This window comes from Rhodospirillum sp. A1_3_36 (assembly GCF_047263945.1).
Classification (GTDB): domain Bacteria; phylum Pseudomonadota; class Alphaproteobacteria; order Rhodospirillales; family Rhodospirillaceae; genus Rhodospirillum.
In genome coordinates, this window is the sequence record NZ_JBLAVB010000003.1 from 552,869 (window position 1) to 568,068 (window position 15,200).

The 15,200-nt window shown below is 59.1% G+C and carries 12 protein-coding genes; 5 read left to right on the top strand and 7 right to left on the bottom strand.

Annotation, left to right across the window (positions count from 1 at the left end):
* Nucleotides 1–112: 112 nt before the first annotated feature.
* Complete coding sequence (locus tag ACLIRY_RS10095; RefSeq protein ID WP_413205244.1) at nt 113–1,819, top strand: methyl-accepting chemotaxis protein; 1,707 nt, start codon at nt 113–115, stop codon at nt 1,817–1,819.
* A gap of 261 nt (nt 1,820–2,080) precedes the next feature.
* On the opposite strand, the gene ACLIRY_RS10100 is transcribed toward ACLIRY_RS10095, so the two are convergent.
* From ACLIRY_RS10100 to ACLIRY_RS10115, 4 genes are all read right to left on the bottom strand, one after another.
* A complete protein-coding gene (locus tag ACLIRY_RS10100) occupies nt 2,081–2,791 on the bottom strand; it encodes an amino acid ABC transporter ATP-binding protein (RefSeq protein WP_413205348.1) in 711 nt (236 codons plus the stop codon).
* 96 nt (nt 2,792–2,887) lie between these two features.
* Nucleotides 2,888–3,985, bottom strand: coding sequence for an amino acid ABC transporter permease (locus tag ACLIRY_RS10105; protein ID WP_413205245.1), 1,098 nt, complete (start codon nt 3,983–3,985; stop codon nt 2,888–2,890).
* Nucleotides 3,986–3,989: 4 nt separating this feature from the next.
* Nucleotides 3,990–5,189 (bottom strand): amino acid ABC transporter permease, encoded by a 1,200-nt coding sequence (locus tag ACLIRY_RS10110; RefSeq protein WP_413205246.1) that lies wholly within the window; start codon nt 5,187–5,189, stop codon nt 3,990–3,992.
* A 94-nt stretch (nt 5,190–5,283) separates the two neighbouring features.
* On the bottom strand, nt 5,284–6,306 hold the full coding sequence (locus ACLIRY_RS10115; RefSeq protein WP_413205247.1) for an amino acid ABC transporter substrate-binding protein: 1,023 nt from the start codon (nt 6,304–6,306) through the stop codon (nt 5,284–5,286).
* A gap of 173 nt (nt 6,307–6,479) precedes the next feature.
* Here ACLIRY_RS10115 and ACLIRY_RS10120 point away from each other — a divergent pair, with 173 nt between their 5' ends.
* The 3 genes from ACLIRY_RS10120 (at nt 6,480) to ACLIRY_RS10130 (ending at nt 10,129) form a co-directional block, all read left to right on the top strand.
* The gene (locus ACLIRY_RS10120; protein ID WP_413205248.1) at nt 6,480–7,532 is read left to right on the top strand and encodes an asparaginase; all 1,053 of its coding nucleotides are present in this window, start codon (nt 6,480–6,482) and stop codon (nt 7,530–7,532) included.
* A gap of 153 nt (nt 7,533–7,685) precedes the next feature.
* Nucleotides 7,686–9,131: a mannose-1-phosphate guanylyltransferase/mannose-6-phosphate isomerase gene (locus ACLIRY_RS10125; protein ID WP_413205249.1), complete on the top strand. Its 1,446-nt coding sequence runs from the start codon at nt 7,686–7,688 to the stop codon at nt 9,129–9,131.
* Nucleotides 9,132–9,157: 26 nt separating this feature from the next.
* Nucleotides 9,158–10,129, top strand: a complete 972-nt coding sequence (locus ACLIRY_RS10130) for a glycosyltransferase family 2 protein (protein ID WP_413205250.1) — start codon at nt 9,158–9,160, stop codon at nt 10,127–10,129.
* Between the two features lie 137 nt (nt 10,130–10,266).
* Here ACLIRY_RS10130 and ACLIRY_RS10135 read toward each other — a convergent pair whose 3' ends face one another.
* Nucleotides 10,267–12,720: an EAL domain-containing protein gene (locus tag ACLIRY_RS10135; RefSeq protein ID WP_413205251.1), complete on the bottom strand. Its 2,454-nt coding sequence runs from the start codon at nt 12,718–12,720 to the stop codon at nt 10,267–10,269.
* Between the two features lie 129 nt (nt 12,721–12,849).
* On the opposite strand from ACLIRY_RS10135, the gene ACLIRY_RS10140 reads away from it, so the two are divergent.
* A complete protein-coding gene (locus ACLIRY_RS10140) occupies nt 12,850–13,515 on the top strand; it encodes a ParA family protein (protein WP_413205252.1) in 666 nt (221 codons plus the stop codon).
* Nucleotides 13,516–14,213: 698 nt separating this feature from the next.
* On the opposite strand, the gene ACLIRY_RS10145 is transcribed toward ACLIRY_RS10140, so the two are convergent.
* Together ACLIRY_RS10145 and ACLIRY_RS10150 are read right to left on the bottom strand one after the other, a co-directional pair.
* The gene (locus ACLIRY_RS10145; RefSeq protein ID WP_413205253.1) at nt 14,214–14,408 is read right to left on the bottom strand and encodes a hypothetical protein; all 195 of its coding nucleotides are present in this window, start codon (nt 14,406–14,408) and stop codon (nt 14,214–14,216) included.
* Nucleotides 14,409–14,689: 281 nt separating this feature from the next.
* Nucleotides 14,690–15,034: a DUF2794 domain-containing protein gene (locus tag ACLIRY_RS10150; RefSeq protein WP_413205254.1), complete on the bottom strand. Its 345-nt coding sequence runs from the start codon at nt 15,032–15,034 to the stop codon at nt 14,690–14,692.
* Nucleotides 15,035–15,200 lie beyond the last annotated feature (166 nt).

The window sequence follows — 15,200 nt, forward strand, 5'->3', positions numbered from 1 at the left end:
ATTACGGAAATGTGACTCGCTCCAATCTGATGACAGAATATTTCAAATTCGCTCGCTAGCTATCGGGTGGAGGTTGTCCCTATATTGGCATCCTATTATGGAGATGTCAGTCATGCAGAAATTCGGCGCTTCAAGCATCCAGACCCGGGTCACAGCGGGGTTCGCCATTATATTCAGTCTCATGATCCTGTTGTCGGGCATCGGGATCATTCAGGTGCGTCAGATCGACCAGGATCTGACCGTAATCAACGACGTGAATAGCGTGAAGCAACGGTATGCGATTAACTTTCGGGGAAGTGTCCACGACAGGGGCATCGCCCTGCGAGATGTCGTTCTTCTGTCCGACGGTGCCGAACTGACCGCGACTCTGGCCCTGATCGATAAGCTGGCCAAGGACTATGTCGAGGCGGCCAAGGGCATGGACGCCATGATGGCCGACCCGAAGACTGTCGAGCCGGAAGAGCAGCGGATCCTTGCCTCCATCAAGGAGATCGAGGGAGTCACGCTCCCCCACATGGAGCAGGTCATCGCCTTACGTAAAAAGGGGGATGAGCAGGGGGCGCGAACTCTCTTGCTGGACAAGGCTCGCCCCGAGATCGTCGAATGGCTGAAGCGGATCAATGCCTTCATCGATTACGAGGAACAGAGCAACGGCAAGCTGACGGACAACGCGCGGGGTATGTCGACGGATTTCCAACTGCAGATGATCCTGCTGACGGTTCTGGCCTTGCTGCTTGGGGGTGGGTTCGTGCTGTGGATCATGCGGGCGATTGCACCCCTTCGCCCCCTGACGGAAAGCATCCGGCGGCTGGCCGATGGTGATTTGGATGTCGAGGTTCAGGAAACGGGCAAACAGGACGAAGTGGGGATGATCAGCGGGGCCGTCCGGGTGTTCCGTGACAATGCCCGCCAAGTGGAAACCCTGCGCAAGGAGGCCGCAGAGGCAGAGGAGCGGACCAAGAGGCAGCGGCGGGAGGAAATGCACCGCTTGGCCGATAGCTTTGAAGCGTCGGTGACCAACGTGGTCGCATCCGTGTCCTCTTCTGCGGATGATTTGCAGGGCGCTGCACGCGGCGTGTCGGGGTCGGCGGCCAAAACCTCTCGTAATGCCGAATTGGTGGCCTCCTCGGCCATGTCGGCTAAGGACAACGCCCGGGGCGTGACCGAGGCGGCGGAGGCCCTGTCGGACTCCATCCGAGACATTGCCAGCCAGACGGACCAGTCCTTGCGGTCCGCCCGCGAGGCCGTGTCCCGGACCAGCAAGGCGAGTGAGGATATCGTCCACCTGAACGGATCTGCCCAGAACATTGGCGAGGTGGTGCGCTTGATCAACGATATCGCCTCCCAGACCAACTTGCTGGCCTTGAACGCGACCATCGAGGCGGCGCGGGCAGGAGAGGCGGGCAAGGGATTTGCCGTGGTGGCCAATGAGGTCAAGACTCTGGCCAATCAGACAGCCCGGGCCACTCAGGAGATCAGTGGGCAGATTGGAGAGATGCAGCAGGCCACGACCGCAGCAGTGGACGTGATCCAGGGCGTCGAGACGATCATCCGGGACATCGAGGCGATCGCAGAACGGGTCGCCCAGTCGGTCGCAGCCCAGGACCAGTCTACCCAGAACATCGTCCAACGTATTGCGGAAGTCTCCGATGGGACCGACGCGGACAGTCGGCGCCTTGACGAAGTGAATGCAGAAGCCAAGGAAACTGGAGGGACCGCCGAACGCCTTCTGAGCACGTCGGAAACGCTGGTCCGGCAGGCCAGTGACATGCGCAAACAGGTGGACTCGTTCCTGCGGACCGTCCGGGAAGCCGAATAGGGGGAGACGGAAAAAGGCACTCTAAAGGGACTTCCCCATGGGGAAGAGTCTGGGCTCTGCTCAGATCATTAGAGTGCTCCGAGATCACGTTGGGCCATGTCATGGCCAGGGGACAGGACAATAGGTGTTTTCCCGTCACGGGGCTTTGCCGTTCCCCACTGGGGCCGAAAGGCCCCAGACCCCCAAGCTCCTATTTGTAAAAAAAACCCTCCAGCAATTGGGCCGGAGGGTCGACGCGGCTGTTTGGAGCTCTGTGAAAACTCAGTGCGCTAAAATCTGGCTGAGGAACAGTTTGGTGCGTTCGTTCTGGGGGTTGTTGAAGAACTCGTGGGGTTCGTTCTCTTCCACGATCTGGCCCCGGTCCATGAAGATCACCCGGTCCGCCACGGTCTTCGCAAAGCCCATTTCGTGGGTCACGCAGAGCATGGTCATACCTTCCTCGGCCAGGGTCACCATGGTGTCGAGCACTTCCTTGATCATTTCCGGATCCAAGGCGCTGGTCGGCTCGTCGAACAGCATGATTTTAGGCTGCATGCAGAGCGAGCGGGCGATGGCCACCCGTTGCTGTTGGCCGCCGGACAGTTGCCCCGGGTACTTTTGGGCCTGATCGGGGATCTTCACCCGTTCCAGGTAGTGCATGGCCCGCGCTTCGGCCTCCTTGCGGGGTTCCTTGCGCACCCAGATGGGGGCAAGCACGCAGTTCTCCAGGACAGTCAGATGGGGGAACAGGTTGAAGTGCTGGAACACCATGCCGACCTCCCGTCGGATGGCCTCGATGTTCTTCACATCATTGTTCAACTCGACCCCGTCCACCAGGATACGGCCCTGCTGGTGCTCCTCCAGCCGGTTGATACAGCGGATGGTGGTGGATTTGCCCGATCCAGAGGGGCCGCAGATGACAATCCGCTCGCCCCGGTGCACGGTCAGGTCCACGTCGCGCAGTACGTGGAACTCTCCGTACCACTTGTTCATCTTCTCGATCTGAATGACCACTTCCCGGCCAACCTCGTGCCCGAGGTGGTCATGGTGGGAGCGGATTTCATCTTCGGTGATGGTTTCGGACATGGCTTACCTCTTGTGACCAGTGTGCAGTTTGCGTTCCAGGGCCTGGCTGTAGCGGGACATGCTGAAACAGAAGATCCAGAAGCTGAAGGCGGCGAAGACATACCCTTCCTTTGCCACGTTGTTCCAGGAGGGGTCGACGATGGAGGAGTTCACGGTCTGCAGAATGTCGAACAGGCCGATGATGAGCACCAGGGTGGTGTCCTTGAACAGGGAGATGAAGGTGTTGACGATGCCCGGAATCACCAGCTTCAAGGCCTGAGGCAGGATGACCAGCCCCATGGAGCGCCAATAGCCCAGCCCCAAGGCCGAGGCGGCTTCATATTGCCCCCGAGGGATGGCCTGTAGCCCACCCCGGATCACCTCGGCCATATAGGCCGACTGGAACATGGTAATGCCGATCAGGGCGCGAAGCAGCTTGTCGAAGCTGACCCCTTCGGGCAGGAACAGGGGCAGCATGACCGAGGCCATGAACAGCACCGAGATCAGCGGCACACCCCGCCAGAGCTCAATGAAGGTGGTGCAGACCATGCGCACGATTGGCATCTGCGAGCGCCGCCCCAGGGCGAGAACCACACCAATGGGCAGGGCCGCGACGATGCCCACATAGGAGAGCACCAGGGTCAGCATGAGGCCGCCCCATTTGTCGGTGGGGACGGACTCCAACCCAAAAATCCCGCCGCTCAGCAGGATGGCGACGAGGATCGGCAGGCCGGTCAGGCCAAAAAGACCGATCCATTGCTTGGCCGGGAAGGCCTTGATGAACTGCGGGACAATCACTGCGGCGAGCAGGATGAAACCGATGTTCACCCGCCACCGCTCCGGCTCGGGGTAAAAGCCGTAGGTGAAGAAGGGCAGTCGGTTGATGATGAAGGTCCAGCAGGCCCCCCCCGATACACAGGCGTCCTGGGTCTTCCCTGTGAAATCGGCGCTGAAGATCGCCCAGTCCAAGAGGGGAGGCAGGAACGTGATGACCAGATAGACGCCCAACAGGGTTAGGACGATGTTCAGGGGCGAGGACAGCAGGTTGGCGCGGATCCAACCGATTGGCCCGGCGGTGCTCGAAGGCGGCGGCAGGGCTTCCTTGAGTTCGAAAGTGGCCATGGGGTCAGCGCTCCTTCAAGGCCATGGAGGTGTTGTACCAGTTCATCAGGGCCGAGATGACAAGGCTGATGACCAGGTAAACGGCCATGGTCATGGCGACGATTTCGACGGCTTGCCCGGTCTGGTTCAGGGTCGTGCCCATGAACACGCTGACAAGGTCGGGATAGCCAATGGCTGTCGCCAGAGACGAGTTCTTGGTCAGGTTCAGATACTGGCTGGTCAGGGGGGGGATGATCACCCTCATGGCCTGAGGAATGATGATCAGACGCAGGGTCGTCCCCGTTTTCAGGCCCAGAGAATTGGCCGCTTCCGTCTGGCCATGACTAACGGACTGAATGCCAGAGCGGACGATTTCCGCGATGAAGGTGGCGGTGTACATGGTCAAGGCTGTGAGCAGGGCCATCAGCTCCGGAATGATCCGGGTGCCACCCACGAAATTGAAGCCCTTCAAGGCGGGATAGTCCAGGCTCATGGGGGCGCCCAGGACCAGGAATGTCAGGAGCGGCGCACCGATGATGATCCCCAAGCCGACCCAGAACGTGGGGAAGGGCTGGCCTGTGGCCATCTGCCTGGCCTTGGCCCATCTTGCCATGTACCAGACGCCGACGATGGCCGCCGCCAGGACCAGAAGAACCACGCCAAAACCGCTTTCCGTCACCGGGGCCGGGACGTAAAGACCCCGGTTGTTGAGGAACGCTGCGGTACCCATGTTCAGGCTTTGTTTGGGTGAAGGCAGGCTGCGCAGCACGGCAATGTACCAGAAGAAAATCTGGAGCAGCAGGGGGATATTGCGCAGGGTCTCAACGTAGACCAGGGCGATTTTGGCGATCAGCCAGTTCTTGGACAGCCGGGCAATGCCCAACAAAAAACCCAGAATGGTGGCCAGGATGATGCCCAGGATGGAAACCAGCAAGGTATTGAGAAGGCCGACGAAGAACGTCCGCCCATAGGACATTGTCTCGTCATAGGGGATCAGGCTCATAAGGATCCCGAAACCGGCGGGCCGGTCCAGGAAACCAAAACCTGTGGTGATCCCCCGGCTTTCCATGTTGTGCAATGTGTTCTGGAAAATCATCCAGAAAAACCAGACCAGGACCAGGACGGTCAGCACCTGAAAGGCGATGGCCCGCACACGTGGATCCCGGTAGGCAGGCGGCTTGACCACGGGGGCGCCGCCGCCATTCCCCTCGGGTGTTTTGCTCACCGGACTCTCCTTCGGTGAAAATGATATCAAACCGTAATATTTTAAACGGAAAACGGGGGGCCGGTATTCCGACCCCCCGTTTTCCTAGAATCCCTTAGCGGGCGGGCGGGGCATACATGATGCCGCCCTTGCTCCACAGGGCGTTCAGGCCACGGGAGATTTCCAGCGGAGAGTCCATGCCGACGGTGCGCTCGAACACCTCGCCATAATTGCCGACCTGCTTGATGATGTTGTAGGCCCAATCCTTTTCCAGACCCATTTGGGGGCCCAACTCGTCCTGGGTGCCCAGCAGGCGACCGACGTTGGGATCCTTGCTCTCTTTCTTCTCATCCACATTGGCCGAAGTGATGCCGAATTCCTCGGCGTTGACCAGGGCGAACAGGGACCACTTCACGATATTGAACCACTCGTCGTCACCCTGACGGACCACGGGACCGAGGGGCTCCTTGGAGATGACTTCCGGCAGGACCATGGCGGCGGAGGGATCGGGCAGCTTGGTCCGCAGGGCGTAGAGCTGGGATTGGTCGGAGGTCAGCATGTCGCAGCGACCGGCCTCGAAGCCCTGGATGGTTTGGTCGGAGGTATCGAACACGACCGAGCTGTACTCCATGCCATTCAGGCGGAAGTAGTCGGCAAGATTCAATTCTGTAGTCGTGCCAGCCTGGATGCAGACCGATGCGCCGGACAGCTCCTTGGCGCTTTTCACGCCCAGACTCTTCATAACCATGAAGCCCTGGCCGTCGTAGTAGTTCACGCCTGCGAAGTTCAGGCCCAGGGAGGTGTCACGGGTGGCGGTCCAGGTGGTGTTCCGGGACAGCATGTCGATTTCGCCGGACTGCAGGGCGGTGAAGCGCTCCTTGGCGGTCAGCGGAACGAATTTGACCTTGCTGGCGTCGCCCAGGACCGCAGCGGCGACGGCGCGGCAGGTATCGACGTCAATGCCGGTCCAGGCGCCCTTGTCATCGGGGACGGAAAAACCGGGCAGTCCGGTTGACACACCGCAGACCAGCTCACCGCGGCCCTTAACGGCGTCCAGGGTCTCGGCGGCCTGGGCCGAACCGGTCGCAAAAACACCGGCGGCGGCAACGCCCGCCAGAGCCGCAATCATTTTGTTCATAGAGATACTCCCCATTGTCGTCTGAAATATGCCTAATCAGGCTGTCTCTTCGGTTACGAGCTCCGTTCGCGAAGCGCGCGAAATGGCATATGGTGACGATTTCCGATAAGAAAACAGGCAGCGAAAAAATGCGTGCAATTTTTATGTGCGACGCAGCATAAGGGACCGCAATCATGGGAAAATTTGATGTAAAACAATCGCCTTTCAAGGGAGGGGCGGGGCTGCCAAAGGTGAAAATCCTCTCATTGGGTGGGACGATTGCGTGTATTGACCGGGGGGATGGGCGGGGAGCCCAGCCGACCATGGGGGCGGAGGACTTGGTTCGAACCGCCCCCATGCTGGGGAGTCTCGCGCAGATCGAGGCGGTCTCTCCCTTCATCCTGTCCAGTGCCGAGGTATCCTTGGCCCGGCGGATCGATGTGGCTGAAGCCATCGGCCAGGCCGTGGCCGAGGGCGTTGACGCGGTCATCGTGACTCAGGGAACGGATACGCTGGAGGATACGGCCTTCGCTCTGGATCTTCTGGGGGTTGCCCAAGGAGTTCCTGTGGTGGTGACTGGGGCCATGCGACATGCCTCCCTGCCCGGCGCGGATGGGCCTGTCAATCTCGTGGATGCGGTCCGGGTTGCTTTGGCCCCTGCGGCGCGGGGTCTGGGGGTGTTGGTGGTCATGGCCGGGCAGGTCCATGGGGCCCGCTTTGTCCGCAAGGTGCATACCCGGTCCGTCACGGGGTTCGCGTCCAGCCCCTTTGGCGCGTTGGGCTGGGTAGGAGAGGACGGGGTGACCCTGGCCCCCGGCGTGAAACCGCCTTTCTTCCTTCCACCTGTCTCTTGGGAGACCCCTTTGCCTTGGGTGATTGCCCTGCCCGGGGATGATCCGGAGCTGTTTGATCAGGTCACAGGGGGGGATCAGGTCACGGGGAGGGAACTGAGTGGTTTGGTGCTGGAGGGGGTCGGCGGAGGACATGTTCCTGTTTCCATTGCCGATCGGGTGGAGGCACTCGTCACGCGGATCCCGGTGGTGGTCACCACCCGAGTGGAAAATGGCGGAACCCTAAGCCGCACCTATGGCTATCCGGGCAGTGAGTTGGACCTGATCGCCCGGGGAGCAGTCATGGGCGGCTGGTTGACGACAGCCAAGGCGCGTAGCCTGTTGACCTTGTCCCTGAGGGCCGGGATGGGGCGCACAGCCCTGGCCGAGGCCTTCGCTGCCTATTCTGTTGGGTAGGGCGCTTGCCCAGGCTTACCCTTTGGATTAGAAGCGACGCACCATGTTTGGTTTGGGGAAAAACGGTCCTTTGGTTTCGCATGGTCGCGCTTGTGGATCCGCAGTCGTGCCCGTGTATTGTGATGTCTAAATGTTGAATGGAGGGCCGAGTTTATGGCCGATGCCGTTGGGACTCGCATTGTTCCCGTTATCCTGTCCGGGGGGGCAGGCACGCGGCTGTGGCCCATGTCCCGCAGCGCCTATCCCAAGCAGTTCCTTCCCCTGGCCAGCGGCAACAGTTTGCTGCAGGACACCATGCTGCGCCTGTCCGGCCTTCCTTTCACCGGACCGATGATGATTTGTAACGAGGCCCATCGTTTTGTGGTGGCCGAGCAGGCTCGCGCGATCGGCCTGGCAACGGATGCCATCGTCCTTGAACCCATCGGGCGGAATACCGCCCCCGCAGCCACTGTGGCGGCCCTGTTGGCGCGGGACGCCCATCCCGGAGCTCTGGTGTTGCTCGCGCCGTCCGATCATGTGATCACCCGGCCGGAGGTCTTCCGGCAGGTCGTGATGGACGCGATCCCTGCGGCCCTGGAAGGGCGAATCGTGACCTTCGGTATCATTCCGGATAAGGCGGAGACAGGGTTCGGCTACATTAAGTTAGGCGAAAGGGTGGCCAAGGGAAGCAAGCTGCACAAGGTGGATCGCTTCCTGGAAAAGCCTGATCTGAACACCGCGGAGAGATTGCTCGCCGACGGTGGCCATCTTTGGAATGGCGGGATGTTTTTGTTTCAGGCGGAGAGCTTTCTTGCCGAGATGGAGCGCTATGCACCGGAGATTCTGGATGGAACCCGGGCAGCGCTGGCTGCCGCAACGCACGACTTTGACTTCACGCGTCTGGATAAAGCTCTGTTCGAGCAGGTGAAGGGAGAGTCTATCGATTACGCGGTCATGGAGCGGACTGATAAGGCTGCCGTCATCGCTGCGGATATTGGGTGGAGTGACCTGGGCGCCTGGTCGACCCTTTGGGATATCAGCGAGAAGGACGGATCGGGGAACGTCTCCCGGGGGGATGTCCTGCTTCATGATGTCTCCGGATCCTATGTGCGCTCAGAAGGTCCGCTGGTTGCCGTGGCTGGCATGGAGGATGTCCTTGTTATTGCCACCGATGATGCGGTTCTGGTCGCTCCCCGGGACAGGGCACAGGATGTGAAGGCCGTGGTGGAGACCCTAAAGGCCCACGGCCGGACTGAGCAGGCCTATCACAGGCTGGTCTTCCGTCCCTGGGGCAGTTACCAGGGGCTCGATACCGGAGACCGGCATCAAGTGAAACATATCGTGGTCAAGCCGGGCGCCCGTTTGTCCCTGCAAATGCACCACCACCGAGCCGAGCATTGGATTGTGGTGCGTGGCACGGCCAAGGTAACCCGTGGGGAAGACAGTTTTCTTCTACGGGAGAATGAATCCACCTATATCCCGCTTGGCACGATCCACCGTTTGGAGAACCCCGGCATCTTGCCCCTGCATCTCATTGAGGTGCAATCGGGTGCCTATCTGGGCGAGGACGATATCGTGCGTTTCGAGGATAATTACGGACGTCAGGAACAAGATCAATGACCGGCCAGTCCCATTCCGGATCCCCCATGCAAATCCCATCGGATACCACCGATCTGTTGTCGGTGATCATTCCGCTTTATAACGAGGAAGATAACGTCCAACCCCTGTGCGAGGCGGTGTTCCCCGCCCTGCGTGACCTTAATCGTCCCTTTGAGGTGATCATGGTCGATGACGGCAGTCGCGACCAAACCGTGGCCCGCTTGGAGTCTTTGCTGTCCCTTTATCCGGAATTGACCCTGGTTACCTTCAAGCGTAATGCGGGTCAGACTGCGGCAATCATGGCCGGGATCGATCATTCCCGGGGAGAGGTCATCGTTCCCATGGATGGTGACCTGCAGAATGACCCCCGGGACATCGGCGCCCTGCTGTCAAAGCTGGACGAGGGCTATGATGTGGTATCGGGTTGGCGCAAGGATCGCCAGGACGATGCCTTGACCCGTAACCTGCCCAGCGCGGTTGCCAATTGGATCATCTCCAAGGCGTCTGGTGTTCACCTGAACGACTATGGGTGCACCTTGAAGGCCTACCGGCGGGAGGTGCTTTCCGATTTTCGGCTTTACGGGGAAATGCATCGGTTTGTCCCCATCTATGCCCGTTGGCAGGGGGCGCGGATCACGGAAATGCCCGTGCGCCACCATGCCCGGATGTCGGGATCGTCCAAATACGGTCTGAACCGCATCTTCAAGGTTCTGCTTGATCTGATGGTGGTGAAGTTTCTGACTCAATACGAAACCAAGCCCATTTATATTTTTGGCGGATTGGGCTTTTTCCTGTTTCTGTTGTCGTTTCTGTCCCTGGGGGGGGGGCTCTATCTGAAGATTTTCGAGGAAATCAATCTGAACCGTACTCCCCTGCCTCTCCTGAGCGCCATGTGTGTGATCACGGGTGTGATGTGTATTTTGTTGGGGTTGGTGGCCGAATTGTTGGTTCGCATTTACTTTGAAAGTCAAGGAAAAACAAATTATACGGTGAAAACGATTTATAAAATGAAGAGTTGATCTCTCTTTCTCTAGAGTGCTCCGAGGTCACGTTGGGCCACGTCTTTGGCCCAACGTGACCTCATGGCACTCTAGCGGTCAGTCCACGCTTATCTTTGAAGGAAGGATGGGGTTCCGGATCAGATCGGAGTGGTGCTCTATGGGGCGTCCAAGAGCTTGCGGAGGTATTGTGAAAACTCACTCGGCGGCAGGGGGCGACCGTATAGGAAGCCCTGGTAGTGGTGGCAGGACTGGGATGTCAGAAAGGCGGCTTGACCCAAGGTTTCCACTCCTTCGGCGACCACATCAAAGCCGAGGTTTTGGGCCAAGGTGATGATGGTGGACACGATCGCTGCATCTTTGCCGCTTGCCAAGACGTCCCGGATGAAGGTTTGATCGATTTTCAGGGTATCGATGGGGAAGGTCTTGAGGTAGTTCAAAGACGAATAGCCCGTACCAAAATCGTCAATGGACAGGGTCACGCCCAGGTCCTTTAGGGCGCGCAGGGTGCCCACGGCGTGTTCCACGTCCCCGGTCATGACGGACTCGGTGATTTCCAGGTCCAAACTGGATGGATCCATGCCCGTTTCAGACAGGGTCTGGCGCACGGTATCGACCAGGGTGTGGTCCTGGAACTGGCGGGGACTGACGTTGACCGACACGCTGGGCAGGAACAGTCCCTCGCTCCGCCATTCCATCAGACGAACGCAGGCTTCCCGCAGGGTCCAGCGGCCCATGGGGACGATCAGGCCGGACTCTTCTGCCAGGGGGATGAACTCCGCAGGGTTGACGATGCCAATTTCTGGATGGTGCCAGCGGATCAAGGCTTCTGCCCCGATCAGGTTCCCGTCGGACCGGACCTTGGGTTGGAAATACAGTTCGAACTCTTCCCGGGCGAGGGCGTGGCGGAGGTCGTTTTCCATGGTCAACAGGGCCAGGGAGCGCTGGGCCATGTCCGGGGTGAAAATGGCAAATCGCTGATCGCCACCTGACTTGGCATGGTACATGGCGACGTCGGCGTTTCGCAGCAGATCCGGGGCCGTATCCCCATGGTCCGGGAAATAGGTGATGCCGATGGACGGGATGCAGAAGACCTCCGTCCCTCCAACGGGGAAGGATTCGGAGAGGACCGACAGGACCTTTTCGGCGACTTGGGACCCGGCTGAGGCATCATCCAGGTTGGAGAGGACGATAATGAATTCGTCCCCGCCCAGGCGACCAACGGAGTCGGAAATCCGCACACAGTTGCGCAGGCGCCGGGCGGTCAACTTCAATACCTCATCTCCAGCGGCATGGCCGTAGGAGTCGTTGATGTTCTTAAAGCGATCCAGGTCCAGGAACATGACGCAGACCCGCGTTTCGTTCCGTTGGGCCAAGTGCATGGCCTGTTCCAGCCGGTCCATGATCAGATGCCGGTTGGGGAGGTGGGTTAACATGTCGAAATTGGCCTGGAAGCGAATGTGTTCCTCGTCCCGCTTCCTTTGGGTGATATCGGTGATGGCCGCGACATAATGCGTGGGAGCGCCGGATCGATCCCGGACCGCTGTGACCGTCATTTCCCCATTGTAAGGCGGGCCTTCCTTGCGTTGGCCCCAGATTTCTCCGCGCCATATGCCCTTGGCATTGACCTCGTCGATGACCGTATGGAGGAAGCGGGTTTCGTGCAGTCCGCTGGCGAACAGGGGGGCTTGCTTGCCCTCAAGGGACTGGCGTTTCAGGCCGGTCAGGAATTCGAAGGCCGGGTTGACCGTCCGCACGCTCAGGTCCCGCTCCAGGATGACGATTCCCTCGGCCACGCTGTTGAATACCCGGCCAAGCAGGCGTGTCATTTCCTGGGACTGGCGCCGTTCGGTGATATCCTCGACCGTGCCTTCGTAATAGAGGGCTTCCCCTCCAGGACCGCGGATGCAGCGGGCGTTTTCGGTGATCCAGATGTGTTTCCCGTCCCGGCGGATCACTTCGGCGGTGAAGTCCAGGACCTCGCCATCCTCTTCCATCAAGCGCTTGAAATCGAGCCGACGGCTGGGGTCGGCATACAGTTGGCGGCCGATGTCGGTGAAATGCTGGATCATTTCTTGGGGCGATGAAAATCCGTAGATGCGGGCCAGCGAGGGGTTGACGTCCAGATAGGTGCCGTTTGGTGTGGTCTGATAGATCCCCTCCACGGCGTTTTCAAAGATGCCCCGGTATTTGGCCTCAGCGGCTTTCAGGTTCTGCTCGGCCCGGTGCTGATTGGTCATATCCCGGGCTGTTACCACCAGCAGGGGGTGACTTTCCTTGCTGATCGGCGAAAAACGGAGGCTGAGGAGGTGGGGGGTCCCATCGGAGTCGGTGATTCTCACCACCCGGCGCACGGGGACGCCGCCATGCAATTCGTTGGCACCTGCGATAATCCTGCGAATGGCTTGGGCATCCCCTGGGGTGAGCAGGGATGGGAATTCCAACCCATAGAGTTTGTCCAATGGGTGGCAGAACTGTCTGGAGAGGGCTGAATTGGCTTGGATGATGCGCCCTTCGCGCAGGGTTGCTGCGCCAATCGGAAGGGCTTCGACAATCGCTTTGAATAAGGTTTCGGAGGTCTCTCCGTCACTTGGCCCTAAGGGAAAATCCATTCGCGCTCCGTCTGTCCATCCGCTTGGTGTCACGTTCCGGCTGTCGCCAGTCTAGACTGACTTCCAACGGATGGGCAACGCGATGATTCAATTCCTAGAAGAGGCCCCTGTTCTTCCAGGACTTGTCACATGACAGACGCAATATGTGCGCTTATACTCCTCGTCATGTTCGTTATAGCCATTGCAAACACGAAGGGGGGAAGCGGGAAAACCACCGTTGCCACCCATCTCGCCGCCAATTTCGCTACCCGGGGGTTTTCCACGGGGTTGGCGGATTTGGATCGACAGCAAAGCGCCTTGTCCTGGTTGGATCGGCGACCGGCGGAGGCTGTCCCCATTACCGGGATTAATCTCTCGAAGGAAGACACCATTCCCAAGTCCATCGACCGGTTGGTTGTAGACGCAGCTGCGGCCATGGGCAAGGGGGTGGTGAAGGATATCGTCGAGCGGGCTGACATGGTGGTTGTGCCTGTCTTGCCCGGCGCTTTTGACGAGGACGGAACGCGTCGCTTCATTGGTCATCTGGAGAAGATCAAGGAAATCCGCAAGAACAAGCGGGAGGTCGCTTTCGTTGCCAACCGGGTTCGGTTGAACACCAAGGCCCTGTCCCGACTGGAGGCGTTTCTGGAGGATTTGAGTTTCCCAGTGATTACCCGGTTGCGGGATACGCAGCATTACAACAATGCGGCGGCCGACGGAGTCAGTCTGTTTGATCTACCCGGTGCCCGGTTGGAGCCCTATCGGGCGGAATGGGCGCCGCTTCTGGATTTTATCGAGTCGAAGGCTCGTGACTGAATGGCAGTCGAAGGCTCGTGACTGAATGGCAGTCGAAGGCTCGTGACTGAATGGTCGTCGAAGGCGCGTGACGGAACGGTGGCTGTCCCTTAGAGCGCCGTGCGGCCCCCAGTGGGTTGGGACTCGGCACGAAAGCGGGCTTTGCACAGGGTTTTCCTCAAAGTTATCCACAGGCCCGTTGGGCGTGCGAAGTCCCGGATTTCTTGGGTTTTTCGAAATAATTTTAACTAACGGCTTTGTCTTTTTCCACTGGGGCGGCGATCTTTGTCCACAGCTTAGATAAATGGCCGAGTCGTCCCCTAAAATGGTCTGCCCTGGCAGTCCGTCGGGTCTAGAGCATGTCGCGTGAAATGTGATTCACGCAACATGCTCTAACGTTCTGACATTCAAGCAAATCGTCACGCCTACGGCGTGCGTTCCGTCCGTCGCAATCTGTTCCAGATTGCTCGGGATTTGCTCTAAATTTGTTGGGTTAGAAGCGGGTGTGGCGAATTTCGTTTCCGATGATCGCAGTCGGCAGCGTGACAGCGGGAATCCAGATGCGGTGTCATTTGCGGCAAGAAATCATAAAACCTGGATCCCCGCTTGCGCGGGGACCCAGGTTTCGGTGAGTTTTCGGACTTTTTCCGCAGCCTGATAATGCCAAAGTGCGGTGAGTCAGACTCACCGCACTTTGGTATAAAGCGGTGATTGGGTTGTTAATCGTCAGTTTTAGCGTTTGTTACGGCTAGAATAACCATGAAGAGCAACACGGTCAGAGCCAGACCTGCAAAGCCCATAATGGTCATAAAGGCTGGCGCGACGGTGGAACCCACCACGTAAATGCTGAGATAGAACAGCAGGCCAACAACGGCGATGGCCAGGATACCCAGAAGCTTGCCGGTAACATTCATTGTGGGTCTCTCCCCCTAGAGCGGAGGGCGGATCGGCGTCCCTGTCACGGGGGTCCACCCTATTGGACAAATCCAGACGTCTCGACCGGTGTCCCTTCATCCATTGGAACGTGGCCGACCTGGTTCCGTTCACCGCAGCACGGGTCCAAGGACCATGGGGGAGAACGGAAAATACAGCGTATGACTGCGTATACCTCCCGTGGGGCGGCCTGTCCACCCTGCGGGAAAGTCAACTATTCCAAGAGACTCCTCACGTTTGGGAGGATGAAGGGGCAAAGGATTCACCAGCGAACCGCTGACGGGGGCTTTTCCAGATGGTCCGCGATTTCCATCAGGCTGTCCCCCTGGGCCAAGCGCCGGGGGCCGGAATGAAGGCTATAGGTATGAACTGGGTTCAATCCGGCCTTGATCCGTTTTTTGACGATGGAAAAGAGGGGGCGCTCGCCCGCGTGGCGGAAGATATGGAAGAGGGCGACAGTGTCCCCGTGGTCAATGGCATAGTCCCGCCAGACTCCCTTGGCCACCTGGCGGCTATACAGGGTGAGCAGTTGGCCCAACTCTCTCCGATCAAAATGGACGAACGGGTTGGTTCGCCGTTGTTCGATCAGTCTGAGAACCTTGTTCATGGCGCCCCCTGACAGGATCTAGGGCATGTGTACATTCGCGAAACCCTCGTTCATTCCAAGTCCAATCAGGGATCGGGCCGTTCAGGGATCGGGCTGTGTACGAGGTCTTTACCGTTAATGCATGCCTGTTCGGAACTCCAGTCCAACTCCGGTTGACGCCTCCGTT